Consider the following 24,965-nt stretch of genomic DNA (forward strand, 5'->3'; position numbering starts at 1 on the left):
TGAGAAGTCGTGGGAAAACTTATGAGTGATATTGAACTTCGGCAGTCAGTTTATGACCTTCTTTCATCCCTGAGAGGATTGGATGCGCTCAAAAAATTATTCTGGTCTGAGTTAAATTACGAGCGAGAAAATCAAACCCTGTCCCGACGCAATTGGCCGGATAAAGCAGTAGAAGCATTAGCAGAAGATCCAATCCTATTAGCTTCTGGGGGGGAAGATTTTCAGGTTATTTATGCTCGTCTCAACTCTAAGCAACTGCTGCTCAATTTAGAGCGTCTTGTCGTTACTCAACTGCTAAAAAACCATCCCTACACTCTCTTTGTGTTCTCTAATTTCCACCAAGAACGGTGGCATTTTATTAATGTTAAATATGATGTTAAACAAGAAAAACGGCAAGTCTTGCGGCGAATTACAGTGGGTTCGGGGGAACAGTTACGAACCGCCACAGAACGCCTAAGTTTACTAGATTTAGATAATATTAGTTCCGAGTCTCCTTTAGCGATTCAGGAACGTCATGATGAAGCTTTTGATGTTGAGAAAGTTACTAAGAAATTTTTTGAACAGTATCGCTCGGTCTTTGAAAAAGTTGAGCAATTAATTACTAAAACTATCCCTAATGCTGACCAGAGAAGACTATTTACTCAGAAGCTATTTAATCGCCTGATGTTCATTGTTTTTATCCAGAAAAAAGGTTGGCTGAAGTTTAACGAACAAACAGACTATCTAGAAACCTTATGGCAGGATTATCAGAATGATAACAGCATCTCGAACAAAAACTTTTATCATAATCGCTTGACTTATCTGTTTTTTACGGGACTGAATAATCCCCAACAAACGGATATTATTGGTATCAATAACGGTGGTTTTCTTCGGCAAATAATCGGCACAGTTCCCTATCTTAATGGGGGATTATTTGAACAGGATGAGGATGACCGCAATCCTAATATAATAGTACCCGATCAGGCGATCGATGTTATCTTACAGGGCCTTTTTAGTAATTTTAATTTCACTGTAACTGAGAGTACACCCCTTGATGTGGAGGTAGCAGTGGACCCAGAAATGTTGGGAAAAGTGTTTGAGGAATTAGTCACGGGGAGACATGAATCAGGCAGTTATTACACACCTAAACCGATTGTTTCTTTTATGTGTCGGGAGGCGTTGAAGGGATATTTAAGCAGTAAGTTAACTTCTGAAAACAAAGAAGCGATTGAGCTTTTTGTTGACGAATATAATGCTATTAACTTAAAGAATCCAGAGGCAGTTTTAGAAACCTTAAAACAGGTCAAAGTCTGTGATCCTGCCTGTGGAAGTGGAGCTTATTTATTGGGAATGTTGCATGAGTTATTAGATTTGCGTCAGTGTTTATTTGCCACTAAAGGCATTGATTACAAAACGGTTTATCAGCGCAAGTTAGAGATTATTGAAACTAATATCTATGGAGTTGATGTCGATCCTTTTGCGGTTAATATTGCTCGCTTAAGGTTATGGCTTTCCTTAGCGGTTGAATATGAGGGAGACAATCCGCCACCGCTACCCAATTTGAAGTTTAAAATTGAAACAGGAGATAGTCTAACTGCTCCTAATCCCCAAGGTTCTGGGATGGTGCGCGAGGAGTTTATCCATCGGTTTAGGGAAGCTAAAGCGAAGTATTTAAGAGCGCATTTAGGCAGTGATAAACAAAGTCTTGAACAGGAGATTAATGAGGTTAAGAAACAGATTGCTTTATTAACCCATGGCAGTGCTTCTGTGATTGCGAGTGATAAGGAAGCTATCTCAAAAGGGTTTGATTGGGTGGTGGAGTTTGCCGAGGTATTAGCGGAGGGAGGTTTTGATATTCAGGTAGCAAATCCCCCCTATGTGAGAATGGAGTTATTTAAGGAAATTAAACCTGCTTTGCGGAAAAATTTCCCTGAAGTTCACAGTGATAGGTCTGATTTATATTGTTACTTTTATGCGAGAGCTTTACAATTACTTAAAACTGGGGGAATGTTAGCTTTTATTTCTTCTAATAAATGGTTCCGTGCAAAGTATGGGGAGAAGTTAAGAGAGCATATCGCTGATACTTGTCAGGTGAGAAGTATTACCGATTTTGGGGATTTACCAGTTTTTGAAAGTGCCACTGCTTACCCAATGATTTTTATTTTAAATAAGCGAGAAGACTTAAATAATTCAATTATATTTACTGAAGTTAAATCATTAGATGATCCTTATCCTGATGTTTTAAGATTGACTCAAACACAAGGAAATGTTTTACCTAAAAGTGCTTTGAATGGGAAGGATTGGATATTGTCTAATAATTTAACAACTAATACAATTAGTAAAATGACTCGATCCAGTATATCCTTAAAAATGTATGTTGATGGACATATCTATGCTGGTATAAAAACAGGATTTAATAAAGCATTTTATATTAGTCATAAAGATTATGAATTGTTATTAAAGGTAAATCCTATAAATTCAAAATATATAAAACCACTTGTCTTGGGAAGAGATATCAAGAAATGGAATATAACATCTATAAATTCTTATGTAATTTATATGTATAAAGGAATAGATATTGAACCAATAGACGATATTATTGATTATCTTTATAGTTATAAAGATAGACTAGAAAAAAGAGCCGCAAAACAGAAATGGTATGAGCTTCAACAACCACAAGTAAAATATAAATCTTCCTTTGAACATCAGAAAATTATTTTCCCTGATATTGCTCCAGAACCAAGATTTACTTTAGATATAACTGGCGTTTATCCTGACATGACTGCCTTTATTATACCAAAAAGTGATTTATATTTACTTGGTGTTCTGAATTCATCTCCTGTTTATAAGTATTTCCTGGAAATAGGAGCGCAAGTAAGGGGGGGTTATTTGAGATTTAAACGTCAATATGTTGAAAAAATCCCCATCCCTCCCGCTTCTGAATCTGAAAAAGAACCCATCATCAAATTAGTACAGAAATGCTTAGATGCCAAAGGAGTTAACTGTGAAGAATGGGAGAAAGAGATAGATGAGAGAGTAGCGGCATTATATGGACTGTAAGGGGTTAGATACCCGACTTCTTTAAGAAGTCGGGTATCTGAAATCAAGATATAATTATTAAAACCCCCAAGAGAATGAAACCATGACACAAGCAACAACTACCCCCTCACAAACCATCTTAGAAAAACTGCACACCCTCACCCCCCAACAACAGCAAGAAGTAATCGACTTTATTGAATTCTTGCAATTTAAGGCAGAGAAGACAGAAATTACAGAAGAAGAAGAACCGATTTCTGCTTATGAATCAGCTAAAGATTTAGTGAGGTGTGTGGAAAGTGGAATAGGCGATCTATCTTATAATAAAAAATACCTTAAAAGTCCAGCAAAAAAATGACAGATTTAATAATCTCGGAGAGAAATAATTGATTTAATTATTCCTGATTGAGATATAATTATTAAAACCCCCAAGAGAATTAACCCATGACACAAGCAACCACCCCCTCACAAATGAAATTTCCTTAGATTTAGTCTCCATTGCCCCAAAACCACAGCAAATATAGAGCTTAACCAGTTGAAGTGACTTCTGACAAGATACTCGAACAAGTACGAGAAGCAGCAGCCAAAAGACTTCTGTTTCTTCCCCATACTATTGGGCAGATGTCACGAGGCGATCGCATGATGACAACAACCGAGATCGAAACTGTTGTCATGACAGGTGAACTGATAGAAAGCTATCCTGAAGATGTGAGGGGACAAAGTTGTTTAATATTAGGATTTGGAGAAAATAGCAGACCGATTCATGTCGTCTGTGCTCCCAAAGACGAATATTTGGCGATTATTACTGCCTACCTTCCCGATCCATCAAAGTGGTCATCTAATTTTAGAAGGAGACGTTAGAATGGAATGCCTCTGCTGCAAGGGACAAATGAAACGGGGAACTGCTCCCTTTGCCATTGATCGCAACGGATACCATCTTTCTTGGGATGCTGTCCCTGCTTGGGTGTGCGAACAGTGTGGCGAAGTGCTTTTTGAAGCTCGTGAAGTGAATTTAATTCAAGAAACTCTCTCTGTTCTAGATCGTGAAACTGCCGTCTTAGTTGAGCAAGCATTATCCTAAACTACTATGAAAATACAAGGAATTATCAAAGGCAATACTATCGAGCTATTAGAGGATTTATCTCTTCCTAATGGCGTAAAAATTTCTCTGTCAATCCCCGATAATTTAATTCAAAAAAAATTATTGTGGGAAGACTTAGAAACTCTTATTGGAGTATGGAAAAATCAACCAGAACTCGATGATATATTTTCTGAAATTGACCGAGAGCGCCATAGATCATAGTTCAATCAAGGCAGCAGAGACAATGATTGAGTAGGTGGTATAATGTGAAATTACCCAATCCTAAAAATACCATTATTGATGATAACAAATTGACCGGTTATGCCCTAAATCTAAATCATTCAGATGGACAGCATAAAGCCAGGGTTTTTAAATCCGTCTTAAACTTAGATATTAATAACGTTCAATTTCTTAAAAATGCACTCCTAGAAGCAGTTAAAACCTATGATGCTATTCCTGACAAAATCAATCAATATGGACAAAAGTATGTTATTGATTTTCCCCTGACTCATCAAAACAAAACCGCCATTATTCACAGTGTTTGGATCATCAGAAATGACGAAAACTTTCCCCGCTTAGTGACTTGTTATGTACTTTAAGGAGATAATCAAATGAAACTCTTAGATGTAGTTGCCTTATTAGAAGACTTACCCCAATTAGGATTATATTGCGGACAAGTCGGAACAATTGTAGAAGTTTATGAACCCACAGTTTTTGAAGTGGAATTTAGCGACACATCAGGACGTGCTTATGCTATCGAAACCTTACAAGAAAATCAACTAATGTTATTATATCATTCTCCCTTAGAACCTAAAAATTTAGCTGTAAATATAGGGTAAATTTTCTTAAGAAACATTATTGATATAACAATTATCTTATGGATATCGAACTATGCCTACCCACGACATCATCGACAATCGCCAGCAAAAATTAGTCGATAACATCAACCAAATTCTTCACTCTTCAGAAGCCGCTCATTTTGCCGTCGGTTACTTCTTCCTCTCTGGCTTTACTGCGATCGCAACTCGTCTCGCCACTATCCAACAAATGCGCCTCCTGATTGGCAACACCAGCAACCGGGAAACCATCGAACAACTAGCAGAAGGCTACCGGCGCTTAGAACTAATTAAAAACCATCTGGAAGCACAAGAATACCCCAAACGGACAGAACGCAAGCAGATGGCAACAGAAACCGCCGATAATATTCGTTCCAGCGTCGAACTAATGGACCAAACAGATGAAGCAGAAACCTTAGTAAAAAAGCTGGTTCAAATGATTGAAGAAAAACGCCTTCAGGTGCGAGTTTATACTCAAGGGCGACTCCATGCTAAAGCCTATATCTTCGACTACGGGACAATTTATAACCAGCAGGGACAACCCCTAGAACGTCAAGAAAAAGGCCTTGCTATCGTTGGTTCTTCTAACCTTACTTTATCAGGAATTTCCCACAATACCGAACTTAATGTTATCGTTCACGGTAATGAAAACCACGCCAGTTTAACAGAATGGTTTAATCAACTTTGGCAGGAAGCAACAGAATTTGATGGAACACTGATGCAGTCTTTACAACAATCTTGGGCGATGATGCCAGTACGTCCCTACGACATCTATATGAAAACTCTCTATATGCTCGTGCGCGATCGATTGACAGAAGAAACTGCCAGCGAAATGATGATAGATAACGAAATTACCGAGAAACTAGCAGACTTTCAAAAAGTAGCAGTTAACCAAGCAGTTAAACTCATCCGCGAGTATGGGGGTTGTTTCGTTTCCGATGTGGTAGGACTAGGAAAAAGCTTCATTGGTGCTGCCATTGTCAAACGCTTTGAACAAGTGGAAAAAGCCCGCCCCTTAATTATTTGTCCAGCGCCACTGGTGGAAATGTGGGAACGCTACAACGAAATTTATCAACTTAACGCCCGCGTTTTATCGATGGGATTGCTGCGGGAAGATGAAACCAGTGGCATCAGAGTTTTATTAGAAGATTTTAAATACAAAGATCGAGATTTTATCTTAATTGATGAAAGTCATAACCTGCGGAATGTTGCAACCCAAAAATATAAAATTGTCGAAGCTTTTTTAGCAGCTGGGAGACAATGCTGTTTCCTGACAGCAACTCCTCGTAATAAAAGTGCTTGGGATATTTATCATCAGATTAAGCTCTTTCATCAAGATGATAAGACAGATTTACCCATAGAACCGCCCGATCTAAAAGAATATTTTCAATTAGTAGAGAAAGGGGAAAAACAGTTACCTGACTTGTTATCTAACATCTTGATCCGGCGCACCCGCAACCACATTTTACGCTGGTACGGCTTTGATGCCAAGACTCATAAACCCGTAGATGCAGACAATTTCAAGGATTATTTAAACGGCAATCAACGCGCTTACGTTATTGTGGGTGGTAAGCATCAGTTTTTTCCCAAAAGAGAACTACAAACCATTGAATATAGTATTGAAGATACCTATCAAGGACTTTACCAGGAACTGCGCCAATATTTAGGGCAATCTCGCCAACAGCAACCAGCCAACCCTCGTAAAAATGAACTTTGCTATGCTCGTTATGGTTTGGGAAATTATGTATTACCAAATAAGCGCAAACAAGAACCATTACTCAGTTTACAAAATGGGGGAGCAAATTTAAGAGGACTGATGCGAGTCCTGTTATTCAAACGCTTTGAATCTAGCGTTTATGCCTTCCAACAAACTGTTAAGAAATTACTGCAAGTCCATCAACGCTTTCGAGAAGCTTTACGCCAAGGAATTATCCCCGCCGGAGAAGAAGCTCAGGCAATTCTCTGTGAACCAAACAATGGGGAAGAACAAGACATTATCGATGCCTTGAGTCAGGCATCTGGGAAGTATGATCTAGCTGATTTTGATGCCCCAAGATTGCAGAAACACCTCGAACATGACATCCAATTGCTAGAGAGAATTTTGCACTTAGTTGAGCCAATTACCCCAGACAAAGACGCTAAATTACAAACCCTCAAAAGCTGGTTGAATAAACCCCCGCTGCAGGATAGCAAGTGCCTTATTTTTACTCAGTATGCTGATACCGCCTCTTACTTGTATCAAAACCTCAATCCTAACGGCGATCGAGACGATCTAGAAGTCATCTACAGTGGCAATAAAGATAAGGCGCGGGTAGTGGGAAGATTTGCCCCTAAAGCCAACAAATACTATAAATTGACTCCGGGAGAGTCGGAAATCAAGACTTTAATTGCTACCGATGTTTTAGCCGAAGGTTTAAACCTACAAGATGGCAACCTGATTGTTAATTATGACCTGCATTGGAATCCCGTCCGACTCATTCAAAGGTTTGGTCGGATCGATCGAATTGGCAGCGAAAATGATGTGGTTTATGGCTTTAATTTTCTCCCAGAGACGGGATTAGAGCGGAATCTAGGATTACGACAAAAACTCAAAAACCGCATTCAAGAAATTCACGAAACCATAGGGGAGGATGCGGCAATTCTTGACCCCACAGAACAGCTTAACGAAGAGGCTATGTATGCGATTTATGAAAAAAGTAGCAGCCATCAATTAAGTTTGTTTGAAGATGAGGGAGAATTTCTCGACCTCAACGAAGCGGAAGAAATTCTCAGACAACTCCAGCGAGAAAATCCGGCTGAATACGAACGGATAGCTAACCTGCCCCATGGCATCCGAACGGCTCGCTTTTCTCTGAATAAGGGCATAATTATCTTCTGTGAAGCTTCTTATCCGAACCGCAAAGATTGGAAGGGCTACCAGCAATTATATTGGCTCGATGAACAGGGAGAGATCAGATCAAAAGATACTGCCCGCATTTTAGGAATGCTCAAAACCAACCCAGAAGAAGCAGCACTGCCGCTGCCCAAAAATTACAACCAAGCAGTCATGCAAGTCAAGGTGAAATTTGCCCAAGAAGTCCAACACCGCCAATCGGAACGTGAGTACAGCCGTTCTCTGACTCAAGCACAGCGCTACGTCCTGCGAGAATTGGGACTGCTGTTCAAAACCACTCAGGATGAAGAAATCCGTAAGCAGGTTAACCTATTAGAACAGGCCTTTCGCCAACCGATTACCACTGTACTGAAGCGCGAGTTAAACCTGATTAAGCGCCGTAGCCTGACAGGAGAAGCTTTGTTTAGCGAACTGAAGAAATTATACAGCCAACATGAGATGCGAGACTGGTTAGATCGCCGCCGCTTGCAAGGTGAGGAGCAACCAATTCCCATCATTATTTGCAGTCAGGCTTTAGTTTAGAAACGGCGATCGGTCAAGGTATAGGATTAAGTTATAAGTTATTGGCTAAAATCTCCCAGCACCATCTCTAAAGTAGTGAGAAAAAGCTATAATTAATCAATCCTAAAATACCGGGAAAAGTCATGACAGCCCTAGACATAATCCCAGATGTCACCTATCCCCCCACAGATTTATGGAGTGATGAACCACCCTTGGAAAGTGATCTACACCTGCAACAGATCATCATTCTTCTTAGTTGTCTAGAATTATTATGGCGCGAGAGGAGTGATTACTACGCTTCGGGAAATCTAACTATCTACTACAACGCGGAACAACTAAAAAAACGTGATTTCTGTGGTCCCGATTTTTTTGTGGTTTTAGATACCGAAAAACGTCCCCGCAAAAGTTGGGTAGTTTGGGGAGAACAGGGTAAATATCCCGATGTAATTGTCGAGATTCTCTCCGATTCTACGGCCAATATTGACCGCAATAACAAGAAAACTCTCTATCAAAATACCTTTCGCACTCCTAATTATTTTTGGTTCGATCCTAATACGTTAGAATTACAAGGATTTAGACTAATTGAGGGACAATATCAAGCCATTTCTCCCAATGAACTGGGTTATCTGTGGAGTGAACAGTTAGGATTATATTTAGGGATATTTGACCGGAAACTGCGTTATTTTACCGCCGATGGTCAATTAGTCCCCACCCCTCAAGAAGCGGAATTAGAGCAAAGACAGGCAAAAGAACAGGCTCTTTTAGAAAAAGAACAGGCTCTTTTAGAAAAAGAAAGGGAACGACAAGCCAAGGAAAAATTAGCCCAAAAATTGCGAGAATTAGGCATCGATCCCGATACAATTTAACTGAAGTGGCAAAAGTCCTAGAGAAAGTAAACCTAAATGAGAGGTCGTGGGAAAACTTATGAGTGATATTGAACTTCGGCAGTCAGTTTATGACCTTCTTTCATCCCTGAGAGGATTGGATGCGCTCAAAAAATTATTCTGGTCTGAGTTAAATTACAAGCGAGAAAATCAAACCCTGTCCCGACGCAATTGACTAAATAAAGCAGTAGAAGCATTAGCAAAAGATCCAATCCTATTAGCTTCTGGGGGGGAAGATTTTCAGGTTATTTATGCTCGTCTCAACTCTAAGCAACTGCTGCTCAATTTAGAGCGTCTTGTCGTTACTCAAATACTAAAAAACTATCTCTACACTCTCTTTGTTTTCTCTGATTTTCACCAAGAACGGTGGCATTTTATTAATGTTAAATATGATGTTAAACAAGAAAAACGGCAAGTCTTGCGGCGAATTACAGTGGGTCTGAGGGAACATCTCTGCCATTACTTGTGAAAAATGTTATGACTTGTATAGCTTCCCAGTTTTTGAGATTTGAAGACTGTTTAGAAGCATTTTGAAAGCGTCTTAGCTGATGGATTAAATATAAATTATTAGCCATAGAAATCTTCGTCAAGAATATGTTCTAAGGAAAAAGGGCAGTCTAAGGGATATGATTCTTCCGGAGGAATCGCAATTCTAAAGTCAGCCAATTTACTTTCCTTGATGGCAATTTTACGACCTTTAGGATAGATTTTATCGATGGCGATTGCTAGATGAGATTTCAAAGAAGGGGTGTTTTCTAGTAAGGCGATAACTCGTTCTCTGTGTTCGACAATGGAGCTATACCAGCTAGATTTCATGCTTTCAGGGGCAGATGATTGTACTTTTAATTTCAGTAAATGAGCCAGCAAAATCATTAAATTTCCTTCCAGGGCATTTTTATCTGATTTACCCAATTCTTTCAACTCCTCAACCAAATGAGATACATCTAATGCCTGAAAATCTCCTTGTTCTAACTGACCTATTGTTGTTATCAGCCATAATTGAAAATCTTGTTCATAGAGTTCTGATTTAGTTGTCATGATGGCTTCGATAATAGTTAATCTAGATTGAATAATACTCTCATTTTGCAGATTTCGGATATTTCTATCGGTAAATATTAAGTTTTATTACAGGATTTGACCTCTGCGCCTATTCCCTATTCCCTTATCATTAGGATAAGCGGTTAAAATACATCTTAGCTTAAGGACTAGAGAATATTATGAGACTAGAAAGAGAAGATTTTGATTGGGCGGTACAAGAAAACCTAATTACTGCCAGCCAAGCTGAAAATTTATGGACGGCTTTTTTGTCCCGTTATCCCCAGGAAGATGAAGTTAATAGCCCTCGCTTTAATTTCGCTAATGTAGCCTATTATTTTGGGGCATTAATTGTTATCTCTGCTCTGGGGTGGTTTATGAACGAAGCTTGGGAAAGTTTCGGCGGTGCAGGCCTATTTTTTATCGCCCTGTTTTATGCAATTTGTTTTATTTTGACGGGAAAAAATCTCTATTTTCAGCAAAATCTCAAAATCCCTGGCGGTCTTTTATTTACCATGGCAGTGGCAATGACTCCCTTAGCAATCTACGGTTTACAACGCTGGACGGGGTACTGGCAAGATGGATATCCGGGTACATATCGAGATTTCCATACATGGATTAAAGGCAGTTGGTTTTTAATGGAATTAGGCACGATTATCGCAGGAATAATAACTTTGCGATTTGTTAAATTTCCTTTTTTAACTGCACCCATTGCCTTTAGTTTATGGTATATGTCAATGGACTTAACCCCTTTACTATTTGGAGAGAACGAATATACATGGAGACTGCGACTGTGGGTATCCTTTTGGTTGGGAATTGCCTGTTTAATAACTGCCTATTTAATTGATGTACGTCAGCGTCGTAGTCGGGGAGATTTTGCTTTTTGGCTATACCTATTCGGATTGATTATGTTTTGGTTTAGTCTATCTCTCCTCATGGATGATAATGAAACGCAACGATTTTTGTACTGTCTAATTAACTTGGGATTGATGTTATTATCAGTCCTGCTAAAAAGAAGATTATTTGTAGTTTTTGGAGGCATCGGAGTATTTGCCTATCTTTCCTATCTCTCCTATCGTCTCTTTGCCGATTCAATTTTCTTTCCCTTTGCCCTAACTGTCCTAGGACTTGGTATTATCTATATGGGAGTTTTATACCAGCGTCATTACCAAACTCTGGCTAGATTTATTGAAAGTTATATCCCTCTTGAATGGCGCAATTTATTACCCAAAGATAGATAATTAGGAGAAATGGTTTTTCAGTGATCAATAAACAGTAATCAGTAAACAGTGAACTGAGAACTCATATATGATCACTGATCACTGATAACTCACATCCAATAACTGATCACCGATAACTCATAATCTTCCTTCTATGCGAATACTTATCGTTGACGATGAAAAAGAATTAGCCGAACCTTTAGAACAAATTCTTTCTCAAGAAGGCTATCACGTTGATATTGCTGATAATGGTCGGACGGGGTTAAAATTGGCACAAGAGAATAATTATGACCTCTTAATTCTCGATTGGATGTTACCCCAGCAATCCGGATTACAAATCTGTCAATATTTACGGGATCAAGGGGACACCACTCCCGTTTTATTTCTAACCGCTAAGGACACAATAGATGATCGAGTGGCGGGATTAGATGCCGGTGCTGATGATTATTTAGTCAAACCCTTTCAACTGCGAGAATTATTAGCAAGAGTCCGCGCTTTATTGCGTCGTTCTCCCAATTTTGAAGCTAGTAATAGCAGTAAATTAAAATGTGCTGATTTAGAACTCGATAGCGAAAATCAAGTGGCCTATCGTCACGGTCGCACGATCAGTTTATCAGCAAAAGAAGTACAATTGTTAACTTTATTTATGACCCATCCGGGACAACTTCTCACCCATGAACAAATTTATCAGCATCTCTGGTCAGAAGGGGAGCAACCTAATAGTAACGTAGTTGCTGCCCTGATGCGCTTACTGCGTCGTAAAATCGAAGCGGACGGAGAAACACCTCTAATTAATACTGTCTATGGGAAAGGCTACCGTTTCGGGGAAAATTAGGGAATGCTGAAAGATAATAAGAATAGCAACTGATTACTGATTACTGATATATGTTATCCTGCCTACAAATTGAAAATTTTACCCTCATCGATCGCTTAGAATTAACTTTCGGCAGCGGATTAAATGTACTGACCGGTGAGACGGGGGCAGGAAAATCGATTATATTAGATGCGATCGATATTGTTCTCGGTGGTAAAGTCAATCATCGCGTCATCCGTCAGGGAAGTCAACAATCAACCCTAGAAGCGACTTTTTCTCTAACTCCAGAATTAATTGCTTGGCTAGAAAGTCAGGAAATTGACCCATTAGAAGATAATAGTCTGACCATCAGCCGGGAATTAGTGATTACTAATAATTCCTTGCGTTCTCGTTCTCGGATTAACGGAGTCGTCGCTAATCGCCAACAAATGGCGCAAATAAGAGATTTTTTGGTAGAAATCACCGCTCAAGGTCAAACAGTTCAGTTAATGGACGCTAATCGACAGAGGGAATTATTAGATCTCTACGGGGGTGAATCGCTGCTGCGGCAGCGGGAAAAGGTAGCCATAGCCTACGCTAACTGGCAAGAAAGCAAGAATATTTTAAATAATAGGTTGCAATCGGAACAAAATCGCCTACAAAGATTAGATTTATTAGAATATCAACTAAAAGAACTAGAATCAGCTAATTTAACTGACGCTAACGAATTGGAACAGTTGGAACAGGAAAGAAACCGACTCTCCCACGCTGTCGATTTGCAAAATTCCAGCTATCAAGTCTATCAACTCCTCTACCAAAATGATCGCGATCAACCCGCCGTCGCTGATTTGTTAGGAAAAGCTGAAAATATCTTGACAAATATGATGGTTTATGATAGCAGTTTAGAGCCAATTTTAGAGATGGTGCGATCGGCATTAAATCAGGTGGTGGAAGCGGGACAGGAAATCAACGTTTATGGGGATAGTCTAGAAGCAGATCCCGAGAGATTGAACGAGATAGAAGAGAGAATTGTCCAACTTAAGCGGATTTGTCGCAAGTATGGCCCAAGTTTAGCCGAAGCGATCGATTATTATCAGAAATTACAGCAGGAATTAGCGGAGTTGACGGGAGAAGGACAATCGATTGAGGAATTAGAAAAAATTTGTCAGCAACAGGAAAAAATCTATCGAGAAACTAGCACCCAGTTGACCTTTTTTCGACAAGAAACCGCTAGTCAACTAGAAAAACAATTGGTACAGGAATTAAAACCTTTAGCCATGGAAAAGGTGATTTTTGTCTGTCGGATTGCTCCGGGTAATCCTAGCAGTCTGGGAGTCGATCAAGTGGGATTTTATTTTAGTCCCAATCCGGGGGAAAAAATCCAACCTTTATCCAGTACCGCTTCCGGAGGAGAAATGAGTCGTTTTCTCCTAGGGTTAAAGTCCTGTTTTTCCCAATCCCAATCGGCAGCGGCAACCCTAATTTTTGACGAAATCGATGCGGGAGTATCGGGAAAAGTTGCTCAAGCAATTGCCGATAAATTAGATCAATTAGGTCAACAATATCAGGTTTTATGCGTTACTCATCAACCCTTAGTGGCTGCTTTAGCTGATCACCATTTCCGAGTTTATAAACAAATGATTGCCGAAGATAATCCCACTAATCCCTCGGAAATTCGCACGGTTGTCCGGGTTACTTCTCTCGATAATCGTCAGACGAGAAGGGAAGAATTGGCACAATTAACGGGAGGAAATTCGGCAGCGGCTGCCATCGCTTTTGCCGAGTCTTTATTGGAGAAAGCGGCTGCTAAAAAACAGGAGAATTTAACCTTGAAATTGACTGATTAACCAACGTCCCACCTGACTTTGATCTCTGGTGCGTGCCTGTTGTAAAGCTGACTCTAAAACCGCAAGTTTTAAATTAGGTAAAACCTTTGATATATCAATTCTTTTGCTACCTCGATCAATTATTTCAAAAGCAAATATTTGAGGATCATCTACCTTAACACTCCAGTATTCACTAACTCCTAATTCTTCGTAGAGTAAGCGTTTATTGCCTAAGTCATCATTAAGGGTAGATTTTGAGATTTCAATGACTAAATCTGGTGGGGGATACTGATTTAAATCAATAATCGAAGTCCCATTTGGTATCAGATTCGCTTTCTCTCCTAGATAGTAAGATATATCGGGCTGCACTTCTCTAATTCCTCTTTTGCGATAGGAACAAGTGGGGAGTCCTTGAAAAGGAATTTCTTTGAGGATAGCGTAGAGACTCACCCCCAAAAAGACAACGTGATGATCTCTAGCGTGTTCAAATCCAATAGGAGTCATTTCTAATCGATAATAGCCATTGTAATAATAACTTTTTCCTTGATTTTCCGGGAAGTTTTTAATTGCTGCTAAGTATTCTTCCCAACTAGCTTTAATCCATGAGTCAGTTATCCCCCTAGTTTCTAGCTGTTGCATAGTTATCCGATCCCGCTTTGAACTTTTTCTCTAATTATAGCAACTATTGCTCAAATCAGAACTAGGGAACTGAGCAAGTATAATGATAGAATAGATTAATTGAGAAAAAATAAGCCCAATTATGACCACAACTTATGATTATATAATTATCGGTGGTGGTATCACCGGTTCCGCCTTAAGTTATGAACTAGCTAACCTAGGCAGTCGAGTCCTCTTATTAGAAAAAGAAACCCATCCCCTCAACGCCACTTTCTACAGTTACGGGGGTTTAGCCTATTGGTCAGCCACCACAGAAATCCAGAGAAAACTATACCAAGAAGGTCGAGAAATTCAGCGCAATTTATCCCAGGAATTGGGCATAGATAACGAATACCGGGACATAGATATAATTCTCACCGTTAACCCCGAAGATGACCCAGCCACTGTGGCCGAAAAATTTGCTATCTTTGCTATTACTCCCGAAATCCTCTATCCGCAAGCAGCGATCGCTTTAGAACCCCTATTAAATCCCGCAGCTATCTCCGGAGTTTTACGACTGCCCCACGGTCACATTAACGCCGAAAAAACTAATCTTGCCTATCAACAAGCTTTTCTGCGTCTGGGAGGCACGATTATTCGGGAAGCTGTCATCGAATTAATTGAAACTGCATCGAGAATTACCGGCGTAAAAACTCCTAAAAATAATTATTCTGCCGGGGAAACTATCGTCTGTGCCGGGGGATTAACCCGGTCTTTACTGCAAAAATCCGGTATTGCTACTCCCGTCTATTTTACCCATGCCCAGGTGATCAAAATTCCCCCCACTGAGATCAAATTAAACACCCTAGTTATGCCCGCAATTCCTGCCAGATTGCTATTAGAGCAAAAAATCACCCAACTAGAAAAGCAGGGCATTTGGCAGAGAGAAACCCCAGAAATAATTGCCAGTGTTTTAGAAACGGGAGCGGTACAATTCCGGGATCAAAGCCTTTATCTAGGGCAAATTAGCGCCATTATCACCGATCCAGATGCGATTTTAAACGCTCTGGCCGGGGAAAAAGCAATACGGGCCGCCGTGGGGACATTGCTGCCCTCTTTAGCCTCTCTCCCCGGCAGCTGTCATCATTGTCTAGTGGCTTTTGCTCCCTCGGGACGGCCCCTAGTGGGAGCGATCGCCGATAAAGTGGGATTGCAGGTATTTTCTGGTTTTACCAGTACACTTGTATCGGCTCCGCCCCTGGCCCGACGTTTTGCGCGTCATCTGCTGGGGGAAAATGACGAAATAATTAGGGTTTGCTGAAAAAGTTTTTCCTGGGGACAGGGTGTGGGGTGTGGGGTGTGGGGTGTGGGGTGTAGGTTTTTACCCATTTTCATCTGGTAAATTACCTAATTTTCAGGGAAAAAGTCCTGGAATTTCCCCCCGATCCCTCCCAGATCTGGGACTTTTTGTCAATCAAAAAGTCTAAAAGTCTTACCCAACAAAGTTTTTAGATTTATTCAGCAAACCCTAATTTGCAAAAGTCAAGAGAGAAATTAACTGATGGTTGCCATTAATCCTAATCGACTTTTTCCAACTGCCAAAGAATTTGGTTTCCCTCCCGTCTGACCCGGGAGATTACCCAATTTCGCCACGGCCAATGGTCGCCGCGACTGGTAACGGCGCCTGGATTAATATCCATTAAATCGGCCACTTCGGCACTGGTAATCAAATAACCGCGATTGGCCACTTCATCGGCAATGCGTAGAGTTTCGATGAGATTTCTTAGCTGGTCAACTCTTTCTCCCCGGGGTAATTGGATTTCATCGCCAGCGCTATTAGGTGGTTCATTCATGGTGATGGTCTGGTCAAAGTTGATTAACAATAAAAATTGTCGGTTGAGGCAAACAAGCAAGCTTCCCCTATCGTTATTCTATCGATTTCATCAATAATAGTCCTGATCAAAACAGTCCTATCCCGTCACATCTTTACTAAAACCCTAAAAACCCCTTGACAAAAAACACAAAATATAGTAGGTAAATCAGGGAAAGTGGTTAGCCGTCACTGATAAGTAGTCGTGCAAAATTAATTTCCTAGTCGAGACAGGAGACAGGAGACAGGAGACGGGATACAGCTATTAGGGATCGGATTTGAGTTTTCAGTTCTCTGTTTGCTCACCACCGCAGAAGTCTGACGGAGTAGTGGCTTAGATGTGTAATTAATTGTGCTTAGATACTTACACTGATAACTGCTCACTGATCACTGATAACTGATCACTGATAACTGAAAATAACTGCTATAAAATTGGACTAGCCTTTTTCCCCAGAAAAAAATCCCCATCCATGACCTTAATCCTCTACAACACCCTCAGTCGTCGCGAAGAACCCTTTACCCCCCTCATACCCGGCATAGTCTCCATGTATTGCTGCGGCATTACCGTCTATGATTATTGCCATTTGGGTCATGCGCGTACCTGTGTGGTTTGGGATGTGGTGCGGCGTTATTTGGAGTATCTCGGTTATCAAGTGCGCTATATTCAGAATTTCACCGATATTGACGATAAAATTCTCAATCGAGCTAAAAATGAACACACCACCATGGCAGCCGTGGCCGAGAAATTTATCCAGGCCTACTTTGAGGATATGGCAAAATTAGGAGTCAGACCGGCGGACGCTTATCCCCGGGCCACTCATACCCTCGACGGTATCAAGCGCTTAGTCTATGAATTAGAACAAAAAGGCTATGCTTACCCCAGCGATGGCGATGTTTACTATTCCGTCCGTCGTTTTTCTGATTATGGCAAACTATCAGGGCGAAAACTCGATGATTTGCAAGCCGGGGCCAGCGGCCGGGTAGAAACCGACGACCCGGAAGCAATTAAAAAACAAGACCCCTTCGATTTTGCCCTCTGGAAGGGGGCAAAACCGGGGGAACCTAGTTGGGATTCTCCCTGGGGCCAAGGTCGTCCGGGGTGGCATATTGAATGTTCGGCCATGGTCAAAGAACAATTGGGAGAAACTATCGATATTCATGTGGGGGGAAGTGATCTGATTTTTCCCCACCACGAAAACGAAATTGCCCAAAGTGAAGCGGCAACTGGTAAACCTCTGGCCCACTATTGGTTACATAATGGCATGGTTAAGGTGGCCGGGGAAAAAATGTCGAAATCCCTCGGTAATTTCATCACTATTCGCGAGTTATTGACAAAATATGACCCCTTAGCCGTGAGATTATTAATTTTAGGGGCCCAATACCGCAAACCGATCGATTTTTCCGATGAGGGATTGCAGGCGGCCACTAATGGCTGGCATACTTTACAAGAGGGTTTATCCTTTGGTTATAAGCATCTTCCGCCAGATAATCCCGCAATTACTGACCAAGAGCTAGAAAATCGCTTTCAAGAGGCGGTAAATCACGATTTTAACTTTGCCGGTGGTTTAGCGGTGTTATTTGAAATCGCTAAGGAATTACGCAAGGAGGGTAATAATTTAACCCATGCGGGTAAGACGGACAGCAATCTGGCCGAATTAGCGGTAAAATGGCAGACTTTGGTGAAATTGTCTAGGGTTTTGGGTCTAGAAATTGCCGCCGACCAGAGGGAAACCCCTGTTTCTGAGGGAATTAGTGCAGCGGATATCGAAAATCTCATCCAACAACGCACAGAGGCGAAAAAAGCGAAAAATTACGCCGAAAGCGATCGCATTCGCGCAGAATTAAAAGCGCAAGGGATTAGTTTAATCGACCAACCCGGGGGAGTGACTAAATGGTTAAGAGAGGGAGACTAGAAATTCTTCGGCCACTTCCTCCACCCTGCGATTGCGTCCATCCACCTGATAGTTTAATTTCTGCATAGTGCTGGAGGTAATTTTGCCGGTGAGTTTGGCTAAAACCTGTCGCAATTGCGGATATTTTTGCAAACTATCCCGGTTAAAAATCGGTACCGCTTCGTAGGGAGGAAAATAGCGTTGATCATCTTCTAGGATGACTAAATCTAGCACGGGAATTAAGCCATCGGTGGAATTTCCCGCCACTAAATCCACTTGTTTTTCGGCTAAAGCGCGGTACATTAACCCTAAATCCATCACTTTCGGGGGTCGGGCAAAAGTTAGGCCGTAGGTCTTCGCTAATCCCTTGTAACCGTCTTCCCTTTCCAAAAATTCATAACCAAAACCCGCTTGCCAATTGGGGGTATATTTAGCCACCTGCGAGAGAGTTTTAAGATTGTATTGACTGGCGGTTTCTCCCCGGATAACAATGGCGAAAGTATTCTCAAATCCTAAACTGGGAAACACTTCTAGATTAAATTTTTCTGGATAAATCTCTTGCAGCTTTTCAGCGACCAATCGGGCATCGTTAAGGGGTTTTTCCCGCAAAATTCCCGTGAAAGCCGTGCCAGAATACTCCACATAACCATCGATTTTACCCGCTTTCACTGCTTCATGACAGATCAGAGTACCACCGAGATTAAATTGACGATCAACCCGTAAATTCGTCTCTTTTTCGATTTCCTGTGCCAAAATTTCCCCTAAAATCACCTGTTCAGTAAAATTTTTGGAACCGATCACCACTGTGCCGGGGGATGAATGGAAAATTTGAGTCAAGAGGAAAGATAGCAAGGCCAAACCGATTAAACCTAAGCCCCATTGCCATTTAGAGGGCTTTTTCGGGTGTTGCGAAGGGGAAAAGGTCTTTTCTAGCCGACCGATACTCCAATCGGCAACAAGGGCTAAAAAAGCGGCAGGAATTGCCCCCGCCAAAATTAACTGATTGTTGACCGTGGCAATACCGCGAAAAATAAACACTCCCAAACCACCACCACCGATAGCAGCTGCGATCGTAGCCACACCGATAGCAATCACCGTCGCAATTCTCACTCCTGCCAAAATTGTCGCCCTGGCCAGGGGTAATTCAATATAGCGCAGGATTTGACCGTCGGTCATACCTAGGGATAACCCGGCTAATTTTAATTCGGGATCAACTTTTTTGATGCCCAGATAGGTATTTAAAACAATTGGCAGTAAGGTGTAGAGAGTTAGGGCAACAATAGCGGGAATTTTGCCGATTCCTCCCAAAAAAGGCACGGAAATTAAAAAACCAAATAGGGCTAAACTGGGGATAGTCTGTAGGGTGTTAATGATCGCTATAATCGGTTGAGCGAGAATAGCTTGACGACTAATTAAAATACCTAGAGGAATCCCGATTAAGCTACCCATAGCCATGGCTATTCCCGTCAAGAAAAGATGCTCTCCTGTGCGAAAAGCGATTTCCCCCCCATAATCTAGCCAAAAACTATCCATAAACTTCCCTTAAAGCGGATGCTTCATCCTATTGTATAGAATAAATAGTATCTATTAGTTCCAGTCTTGATTTAAAGATTCTATCACTATCTTGACATTATTTCCCCCCTAAAGACCAATGACTAACAAATTTAATCCTCGGGCTAAAACTGTTGCCGATTGGGCCTATATCGGTATTGATAAACATTTTCATAAAATTCTTAAACACGAAGCTGGAGTTTTACTCGATCAGGATCCAGAAGAATTACATCAAATTCGTGTGGGAATGCGCCGTCTTCGCAGTACCTTAACTGGTTTTGACCCCGCTTTAACCATGCCAAAATCTGCCGATCAAAAACGGGTGGGTAATCTGGGCAGAATTTTAGGAGAATTGCGAGATTTAGATGTGTTAAAAGAGGCTTTTATCGGTCATTATCAGCCAATTTTACCCCCGCAAGAACAGGAGCTACTGAAGAAAGTTTTACAAGTTCTCGAACAACAAAGAAAGAAGGCATTTGCTAAGGTAGAAAAGCTGTTCAAGTCCGACAAATTTCTCAACTTTAAGGCAGATTTTGCCCGTTGGTTGGATAATCCCACCTATCAACCGATGGGAAAATTAGATATTGCTACGGTTTTACCAGACTTATTATTACCGCAAGCGAGTCGCTTTTTACTGCACGAAGGCTGGTTAGTTGGGGTAAATTTAGAGGAAGATCAAAAAGTAAGAGAGTTTTCCAGTCAAGAAATTGATGACTTATTGGAAAAAGAAGGATTATTACTGCATGATCTCCGCAAAGAAGCCAAGCGTTCTCGCTATAATATGGAGTTATTTACTCAGTTTTATGGCGACAAATATAAAGAGTATCTAGAAGATATTAAAAACCTTCAAGGTATTCTCGGAGAAATGCAGGATTGTTGTGTTCTCTCGGATTTTCTTAGCCAAATTTTCCCCAATTGTCTTGCCAAGGAAATGCCGACTTTACTAAAAATTTTCCAAAATATCCGTCACCAAAAATGGCAAGAATGGCAACCCCTACAAAAGAAATTCCTTGACGCTGACACCAGAAAAAGTCTGCACCAGACAATTTTACAGCCTATTTTTCGACCAAATAGTGTAGAATTAGAAACTAATCCAGAATTCTGAGATTAGAAACCGATGAATTTTTTTCAAAAGTTAAACCACGCCATTAGTCAAAACCAGACTCTACTTGTCCTCGGTTTAGATGCTAACCCTGAAATGATGCCCTCCACCCCGGGAGAATTAATCGTTAATTTAGAACAGTGGCTCAAGTTTATTATCGATGAAACTGCCCCTTTTGTCTGTGCCTACAAACCAACTTTAGGTTTTTATCAAGCTTTGGGAGCGGCAGGTTTAGAATTATTACAGCGAGTTTTAACGGCAATTCCCGCTCATATCCCGGTAATTTTGGATGCTAAACACGGTGATATTAATACCAGCAGTATTTTAGCCGAGACTATCTTTAAAACTTGGCAGGTGGACGCGGTTACTCTCAATCCCTACTCCGGACAGGATCACGTTGCTCCTTTTTTAGTTTACCCCGAGCATGGCGCTTTTATCCTCTGTCATACTTCCAATCAAGGCGCGATTAATCTGCAAGAATTTCCCAGTCGCGACAATCCTTTTTATCTGCAAGTTGTCAAAGAAGCTTGCACCTGGGGAACTCCCGAACAAGTATTTTTAGAAGTGGGAACCACTCAACCGGAGATATTGAAAAAGATTCGCAATTTTGCCCCCGAAAGATTGATTTTATTACGCAGTATTTGGGAAGAAAAAAGTCAATTCTCCGAGTTAATTACTGTGGGTTTAAATAGTCATGGCGAGGGTTTATTAATTCCTGTACCCCAAGATTTTTTATCTCAACCCGATTTGGGAACAAAAGTCAAGGATTTACGAGAGGAAGTCAACAAAATTCAACAAAATCACCAGCAAGAATCAAGCCAAGATGAGACTTGGACTGCTAACGTTTGTCTTTTAAAACAACATCCTCATCAGGATTTAATTCTACAATTATTTGATATTGGCTGCTTGATGTTTGGCGATTATGTGCAAGCATCGGGAGAAACTTTTTCCTATTATATCGATCTGAGAAAAATTATCTCTAATCCTAATATTTTTCAGCAGGTAATTGAAGCCTATGGAGAAATATTAAAAACCTTGACATTTGACCGCATTGCTGGTATTCCCTACGGCTCTTTACCCACAGCTACGGGTTTATCTTTATTATTAAATCATCCGATGATTTTCCCCCGCAAAGAAGTAAAAGCTCACGGCACAAGAAGAGTAATTGAAGGTAATTTTCAAGTGGGGGAAACGGTGGTAGTGGTGGACGATATTTTAATTTCTGGCAAAAGTGCGATCGAGGGGGCAGAGAAAATTAAATCGGCGGGATTATTAGTTAATGATATCGTAGTTTTTATCGACCATGGTGGCCCTGTTAAAGATAAACTTCGTAGCCATGGTTATCAACCTTATTCGGTTTTAACCCTAGCAGAAATTACCGATACTCTCTACGAAGCGGGAAGACTGACGGAAGCAGAATATAGCTGTTTTTTAAATCGCTCCCATTGATATTTAGCCATCAGTTATCAGTTATCAGTTACCAGTTATCAGTTACCAGTTATCAGTTACCAGTTTTAAGTAAGGGACTTGCGCTTTGATAATGTACCTTTTGGGCGAACGCAGTTCGCCCCTACATTGTGGACAAAATCCGTTACTGTAGGGGCGCAAAGCTTGCGCCCTCCGATCGATTGGGATATTATTCCCACGCAAGTCCCTAAGCAGTATGTATTAAGTGAGCCTCATCAAATGGCAGTTTCCTGCTGTCTTTTCACTGATTACTGTTTACTGATTACTGATCACTGATCACTGATAACTGATAACTGAAAGTCTTTAAGAAGCTTGACTACGTAACACCTTTAGGGTATTCAGGAGCTTGTTTTCTTCTTTTTCCTCAAAAATAGTTAAATCTTTCGGTTTACAACGTTTTATATGCAATTTAATCCCCTGCGCTCCTTCTGTTTTCAAATCTTCTTCGTAACCAGCTTGAGCGACTTCAGCCTCGTCTTTAGCGAGAAAAGGACCGAAATAATAAGTACATCTGGGATAGTCGGTTTTAATCTCGACCCAGTAGGCTAATCCGAACCTTTCGAGTAAGCTAATCAAAAATTCTTTCATTTCGTTCCCCATCTAAATCTACTCTGGTGGTTTTGTTACGTTCGTTTACATTTCGCAAACTTCCTTCCTATTCTATTTATACTTTCTCCTTTTGGCTATTGGGAGTGTCGAAAAATACAGATTTTCAGTCTGGGGAATTTTGCCAGCGTTGACGGTAAACCTCGTAAAGAGCCATCCCCGCCGCCACCGAAGCATTGAGACTGGGGGTTTTGCCTGCCAAAGGGATAGATACCAATTCATCGCAGGACTTTTGGGCCAACAGACTCAAACCCTCTCCCTCTGAACCTAGCACCAATCCTATCGCACCCGTTAAATTGATTGTGTGTAAAGATTTCCCACTTTTTGCCGCCGTGCCATAAAGCCAAAAACCGGCCGCTTTTAATTCCTCTAAAGCACGATTGAGATTAACCACCCTAGCGACGGGTAAATATTCCAAGGATCCGGCCGCCACTTTCATCACCGTCGATGTCACCCCGGCGGCGCGACGTTGGGGAATAACTACCCCCTGACAACCCATGGCCTCGGCGGTGCGAATAATTGCCCCCAGGTTATGGGGATCCGTGATCCCTTCGGCGATGACGATGACGGGGTGACGACTTTTGCCCTTAGCTTTTTCGATCAGATCGGCTAATTCGATATACTCATAGGGGGACATCTGGGCGGCGATTCCCTGATGATTGGCCTTATTGGTAATCTGATCGAGACGCAGATCGTCCACCTCATCAATTACCGTACCGTTGGCCTTGGCTTTTTCTAGGAGGGTATGATAACGGGGATCGTAACGGAGTCGATTGACCACCCAAATCCGATTTAGTTGGCGCTCCTCCTCCATAGCTGTTAAAACCACCCGGCGACCGTAGAGCAGATCATCAGCTTCTTGGTTTTCTGGAGTTACTACCGGGGATTTAGCCAGAATTGGCCCAGTTTTTGACCGCAAAGGCCGGCGAGAATTACGATTATCGGACTTGTCACGAAATGGTCGATCGCTCATGATTGCATGGATTAAGAGTAAAGTCGGGAATCGTCCCTGATGGCTATAATTCTAGTTTTTCTAATAGTTGATGTAATCTTGAGGGGTCTTGGAGATAAAGATAGCCGAACAGGGTTTCTAAACTGCTGGCCTGCTGATAGACTTGGGCTGTCAGACGACGACGTTTTCCCGTGACCGCATTGCGTCCCCGGCGCAGAATTTCTTTTTCTTGGTCTGTCAGATAGGGCTGCAGTTGCGCTAAATCTAAGGCCTGTTGTTCGGCTCTAACTTTGCCCACCACCTGAGCGTGATAGTCCCCCAGACGCTGAGGCGGCAGTAGATAATAGGTGCGGATGTATAATTCATAAACAGCATCCCCCAGATAGGCCAGAGAAGCAGGCGATAATCGGTCAAGACCCTCTAGGATTGGTGAACCCTGGCCACTGACCTGTAAGCGAATTTGTTCGAGAGGAGATTCCACGATTTACGCTTTTTCTAGATATTCGATCGCCGCTTCTAGGGTGGGTTGCAGGGAAAAAAACTTCTCCAATCGCACCAGTTTTACGGTTTGAATTACCCGAGGATTGGTAACAATTTGTAAACTGCCCCCTTCGGTTTTGGCCTTTTTCACCAATTTTACCAAAGCCCCTAAACCGGAGCTATCGATAAAATCAATCTGAGCGAGGCTAATAATCACATCCTTGGGACCTTCGTCCACATAGCCTTCGATCACCTTACAAAAAGTCGGTTCGGAAAAGGCATCTAAAAGACCCGTCAAACGGAAAATTTGGTACTTATCTCTGACCTCGCGGGTGCCTCGCAAGCTGACGGTCAAGTTAATTGC

General features: G+C 41.4%; 25 protein-coding genes. 17 read left to right on the forward strand and 8 right to left on the reverse strand.

All coding sequences use genetic code 11. The features are described from left to right. Window positions 1-21 precede the first annotated feature (21 nt). The 10 genes from ACE3JL_RS08540 to ACE3JL_RS08585 all read left to right on the forward strand — a co-directional run bounded on the left by ACE3JL_RS08540 (window position 22) and on the right by ACE3JL_RS08585 (window position 9,385). On the forward strand, window positions 22-3,039 hold the full coding sequence (locus ACE3JL_RS08540; protein WP_375329272.1) for an Eco57I restriction-modification methylase domain-containing protein: 3,018 nt from the start codon (window positions 22-24) through the stop codon (window positions 3,037-3,039). A gap of 82 nt (window positions 3,040-3,121) precedes the next feature. Further along, on the forward strand, window positions 3,122-3,373 hold the full coding sequence (locus ACE3JL_RS08545; protein ID WP_072923991.1) for a DUF2281 domain-containing protein: 252 nt from the start codon (window positions 3,122-3,124) through the stop codon (window positions 3,371-3,373). 182 nt (window positions 3,374-3,555) lie between these two features. Further along, window positions 3,556-3,876 carry a DUF4258 domain-containing protein gene (locus ACE3JL_RS08550; protein ID WP_052278164.1) on the forward strand — a complete coding sequence of 107 codons (321 nt, stop codon included), beginning with the start codon at window positions 3,556-3,558 and terminating at the stop codon, window positions 3,874-3,876. A 1-nt stretch (window position 3,877) separates the two neighbouring features. Continuing rightward, the gene (locus tag ACE3JL_RS08555) at window positions 3,878-4,096 is read left to right on the forward strand and encodes a YgiT-type zinc finger protein (protein ID WP_190359537.1); all 219 of its coding nucleotides are present in this window, start codon (window positions 3,878-3,880) and stop codon (window positions 4,094-4,096) included. A 6-nt stretch (window positions 4,097-4,102) separates the two neighbouring features. After that, entirely contained in the window at window positions 4,103-4,318 is a 216-nt protein-coding gene (locus ACE3JL_RS08560) for a hypothetical protein (RefSeq protein ID WP_375329273.1), read from the forward strand. A 44-nt stretch (window positions 4,319-4,362) separates the two neighbouring features. After that, window positions 4,363-4,695, forward strand: a complete 333-nt coding sequence (locus tag ACE3JL_RS08565; protein WP_002790331.1) for a DUF6883 domain-containing protein — start codon at window positions 4,363-4,365, stop codon at window positions 4,693-4,695. 12 nt (window positions 4,696-4,707) lie between these two features. After that, window positions 4,708-4,935, forward strand: a complete 228-nt coding sequence (locus tag ACE3JL_RS08570; protein ID WP_185238376.1) for a DUF4926 domain-containing protein — start codon at window positions 4,708-4,710, stop codon at window positions 4,933-4,935. Window positions 4,936-4,987: 52 nt separating this feature from the next. Continuing rightward, window positions 4,988-8,347 carry a helicase-related protein gene (locus tag ACE3JL_RS08575; RefSeq protein WP_375329274.1) on the forward strand — a complete coding sequence of 1,120 codons (3,360 nt, stop codon included), beginning with the start codon at window positions 4,988-4,990 and terminating at the stop codon, window positions 8,345-8,347. A gap of 122 nt (window positions 8,348-8,469) precedes the next feature. Continuing rightward, window positions 8,470-9,192: a Uma2 family endonuclease gene (locus ACE3JL_RS08580; RefSeq protein ID WP_375329275.1), complete on the forward strand. Its 723-nt coding sequence runs from the start codon at window positions 8,470-8,472 to the stop codon at window positions 9,190-9,192. A gap of 58 nt (window positions 9,193-9,250) precedes the next feature. Continuing rightward, window positions 9,251-9,385 carry a hypothetical protein gene (locus ACE3JL_RS08585; RefSeq protein WP_375329276.1) on the forward strand — a complete coding sequence of 45 codons (135 nt, stop codon included), beginning with the start codon at window positions 9,251-9,253 and terminating at the stop codon, window positions 9,383-9,385. 392 nt (window positions 9,386-9,777) lie between these two features. Here the strand turns inward: ACE3JL_RS08585 and ACE3JL_RS08590 are convergent, their stop codons facing one another. After that, window positions 9,778-10,248, reverse strand: a complete 471-nt coding sequence (locus ACE3JL_RS08590) for a DUF29 domain-containing protein (protein WP_271990654.1) — start codon at window positions 10,246-10,248, stop codon at window positions 9,778-9,780. Between the two features lie 179 nt (window positions 10,249-10,427). Between ACE3JL_RS08590 and ACE3JL_RS08595 the strand changes: the two genes are divergently transcribed. The 3 genes from ACE3JL_RS08595 to recN all read left to right on the forward strand — a co-directional run bounded on the left by ACE3JL_RS08595 (window position 10,428) and on the right by recN (window position 14,105). Further along, window positions 10,428-11,486 (forward strand): DUF2157 domain-containing protein, encoded by a 1,059-nt coding sequence (locus tag ACE3JL_RS08595; protein WP_271990657.1) that lies wholly within the window; start codon window positions 10,428-10,430, stop codon window positions 11,484-11,486. A gap of 133 nt (window positions 11,487-11,619) precedes the next feature. After that, window positions 11,620-12,300: a two-component system response regulator RppA gene (gene rppA / locus ACE3JL_RS08600; RefSeq protein ID WP_271990660.1), complete on the forward strand. Its 681-nt coding sequence runs from the start codon at window positions 11,620-11,622 to the stop codon at window positions 12,298-12,300. A gap of 50 nt (window positions 12,301-12,350) precedes the next feature. Next, on the forward strand, window positions 12,351-14,105 hold the full coding sequence (gene recN, locus ACE3JL_RS08605) for a DNA repair protein RecN (RefSeq protein ID WP_375329277.1): 1,755 nt from the start codon (window positions 12,351-12,353) through the stop codon (window positions 14,103-14,105). Here recN and ACE3JL_RS08610 read toward each other — a convergent pair. Beyond that, on the reverse strand, window positions 14,082-14,723 hold the full coding sequence (locus ACE3JL_RS08610) for a Uma2 family endonuclease (RefSeq protein ID WP_271990664.1): 642 nt from the start codon (window positions 14,721-14,723) through the stop codon (window positions 14,082-14,084). The genes recN and ACE3JL_RS08610 overlap by 24 nt on opposite strands. Before the next feature lie 121 nt (window positions 14,724-14,844). Between ACE3JL_RS08610 and ACE3JL_RS08615 the strand changes: the two genes are divergently transcribed. After that, window positions 14,845-16,002 carry an NAD(P)/FAD-dependent oxidoreductase gene (locus tag ACE3JL_RS08615; protein ID WP_375329278.1) on the forward strand — a complete coding sequence of 386 codons (1,158 nt, stop codon included), beginning with the start codon at window positions 14,845-14,847 and terminating at the stop codon, window positions 16,000-16,002. A gap of 256 nt (window positions 16,003-16,258) precedes the next feature. On the opposite strand, the gene ACE3JL_RS08620 is transcribed toward ACE3JL_RS08615, so the two are convergent. Further along, window positions 16,259-16,534: a hypothetical protein gene (locus ACE3JL_RS08620; RefSeq protein ID WP_002768833.1), complete on the reverse strand. Its 276-nt coding sequence runs from the start codon at window positions 16,532-16,534 to the stop codon at window positions 16,259-16,261. Between the two features lie 487 nt (window positions 16,535-17,021). Here ACE3JL_RS08620 and cysS point away from each other — a divergent pair, with 487 nt between their 5' ends. Further along, window positions 17,022-18,464 (forward strand): cysteine--tRNA ligase, encoded by a 1,443-nt coding sequence (cysS, locus tag ACE3JL_RS08625; protein ID WP_271990671.1) that lies wholly within the window; start codon window positions 17,022-17,024, stop codon window positions 18,462-18,464. On the opposite strand, the gene ACE3JL_RS08630 is transcribed toward cysS, so the two are convergent. Next, window positions 18,447-19,976: a glycine betaine ABC transporter substrate-binding protein gene (locus ACE3JL_RS08630; protein ID WP_375329279.1), complete on the reverse strand. Its 1,530-nt coding sequence runs from the start codon at window positions 19,974-19,976 to the stop codon at window positions 18,447-18,449. The two genes, cysS and ACE3JL_RS08630, sit on opposite strands and share 18 nt — an antisense overlap. 118 nt (window positions 19,977-20,094) lie before the next feature. Here ACE3JL_RS08630 and ACE3JL_RS08635 point away from each other — a divergent pair, with 118 nt between their 5' ends. Next, a complete protein-coding gene (locus tag ACE3JL_RS08635) occupies window positions 20,095-21,099 on the forward strand; it encodes a CHAD domain-containing protein (RefSeq protein ID WP_375329280.1) in 1,005 nt (334 codons plus the stop codon). 12 nt (window positions 21,100-21,111) lie between these two features. Next, window positions 21,112-22,545 (forward strand): bifunctional orotidine-5'-phosphate decarboxylase/orotate phosphoribosyltransferase, encoded by a 1,434-nt coding sequence (locus ACE3JL_RS08640; RefSeq protein ID WP_375329281.1) that lies wholly within the window; start codon window positions 21,112-21,114, stop codon window positions 22,543-22,545. 321 nt (window positions 22,546-22,866) lie between these two features. Here the strand turns inward: ACE3JL_RS08640 and ACE3JL_RS08645 are convergent, their stop codons facing one another. The 4 genes from ACE3JL_RS08645 to ACE3JL_RS08660 all read right to left on the reverse strand — a co-directional run bounded on the left by ACE3JL_RS08645 (window position 22,867) and on the right by ACE3JL_RS08660 (window position 24,956). Beyond that, entirely contained in the window at window positions 22,867-23,163 is a 297-nt protein-coding gene (locus ACE3JL_RS08645) for a DUF1816 domain-containing protein (RefSeq protein WP_271990682.1), read from the reverse strand. Window positions 23,164-23,275: 112 nt separating this feature from the next. Beyond that, complete coding sequence (rlmB, locus tag ACE3JL_RS08650) at window positions 23,276-24,142, reverse strand: 23S rRNA (guanosine(2251)-2'-O)-methyltransferase RlmB (RefSeq protein ID WP_271990684.1); 867 nt, start codon at window positions 24,140-24,142, stop codon at window positions 23,276-23,278. Between the two features lie 43 nt (window positions 24,143-24,185). Continuing rightward, window positions 24,186-24,602: a Mini-ribonuclease 3 gene (locus tag ACE3JL_RS08655; RefSeq protein WP_002768850.1), complete on the reverse strand. Its 417-nt coding sequence runs from the start codon at window positions 24,600-24,602 to the stop codon at window positions 24,186-24,188. Window positions 24,603-24,605: 3 nt separating this feature from the next. Next, window positions 24,606-24,956, reverse strand: a complete 351-nt coding sequence (locus ACE3JL_RS08660; protein ID WP_271990686.1) for an STAS domain-containing protein — start codon at window positions 24,954-24,956, stop codon at window positions 24,606-24,608. Window positions 24,957-24,965: the final 9 nt, after the last annotated feature.

Source organism: Microcystis sp. BLCC-F210 (genome assembly GCF_042134685.1).
Classification (GTDB): Bacteria; Cyanobacteriota; Cyanobacteriia; order Cyanobacteriales; family Microcystaceae; genus Microcystis; species Microcystis aeruginosa_D.

Coding starts and splice junctions, on each gene's coding strand:
- ACE3JL_RS08640 (WP_375329281.1), top strand. CDS start 21,112: ATGAATTTTTTTCAAAAGTTAAACCACGCCATTAGTCAAAACCAGACT.
- recN (WP_375329277.1), top strand. CDS start 12,351: ATGTTATCCTGCCTACAAATTGAAAATTTTACCCTCATCGATCGCTTA.
- ACE3JL_RS08610 (WP_271990664.1), bottom strand. CDS start 14,723: ATGCAACAGCTAGAAACTAGGGGGATAACTGACTCATGGATTAAAGCT.
- ACE3JL_RS08555 (WP_190359537.1), top strand. CDS start 3,878: ATGGAATGCCTCTGCTGCAAGGGACAAATGAAACGGGGAACTGCTCCC.
- ACE3JL_RS08590 (WP_271990654.1), bottom strand. CDS start 10,248: ATGACAACTAAATCAGAACTCTATGAACAAGATTTTCAATTATGGCTG.
- ACE3JL_RS08560 (WP_375329273.1), top strand. CDS start 4,103: ATGAAAATACAAGGAATTATCAAAGGCAATACTATCGAGCTATTAGAG.
- ACE3JL_RS08580 (WP_375329275.1), top strand. CDS start 8,470: ATGACAGCCCTAGACATAATCCCAGATGTCACCTATCCCCCCACAGAT.
- ACE3JL_RS08635 (WP_375329280.1), top strand. CDS start 20,095: ATGACTAACAAATTTAATCCTCGGGCTAAAACTGTTGCCGATTGGGCC.
- ACE3JL_RS08595 (WP_271990657.1), top strand. CDS start 10,428: ATGAGACTAGAAAGAGAAGATTTTGATTGGGCGGTACAAGAAAACCTA.
- ACE3JL_RS08545 (WP_072923991.1), top strand. CDS start 3,122: ATGACACAAGCAACAACTACCCCCTCACAAACCATCTTAGAAAAACTG.
- cysS (WP_271990671.1), top strand. CDS start 17,022: ATGACCTTAATCCTCTACAACACCCTCAGTCGTCGCGAAGAACCCTTT.
- rppA (WP_271990660.1), top strand. CDS start 11,620: ATGCGAATACTTATCGTTGACGATGAAAAAGAATTAGCCGAACCTTTA.
- ACE3JL_RS08620 (WP_002768833.1), bottom strand. CDS start 16,534: ATGAATGAACCACCTAATAGCGCTGGCGATGAAATCCAATTACCCCGG.
- ACE3JL_RS08630 (WP_375329279.1), bottom strand. CDS start 19,976: ATGGATAGTTTTTGGCTAGATTATGGGGGGGAAATCGCTTTTCGCACA.
- ACE3JL_RS08615 (WP_375329278.1), top strand. CDS start 14,845: ATGACCACAACTTATGATTATATAATTATCGGTGGTGGTATCACCGGT.
- rlmB (WP_271990684.1), bottom strand. CDS start 24,142: ATGAGCGATCGACCATTTCGTGACAAGTCCGATAATCGTAATTCTCGC.
- ACE3JL_RS08575 (WP_375329274.1), top strand. CDS start 4,988: ATGCCTACCCACGACATCATCGACAATCGCCAGCAAAAATTAGTCGAT.
- ACE3JL_RS08645 (WP_271990682.1), bottom strand. CDS start 23,163: ATGGGGAACGAAATGAAAGAATTTTTGATTAGCTTACTCGAAAGGTTC.
- ACE3JL_RS08570 (WP_185238376.1), top strand. CDS start 4,708: ATGAAACTCTTAGATGTAGTTGCCTTATTAGAAGACTTACCCCAATTA.
- ACE3JL_RS08540 (WP_375329272.1), top strand. CDS start 22: ATGAGTGATATTGAACTTCGGCAGTCAGTTTATGACCTTCTTTCATCC.
- ACE3JL_RS08585 (WP_375329276.1), top strand. CDS start 9,251: ATGAGTGATATTGAACTTCGGCAGTCAGTTTATGACCTTCTTTCATCC.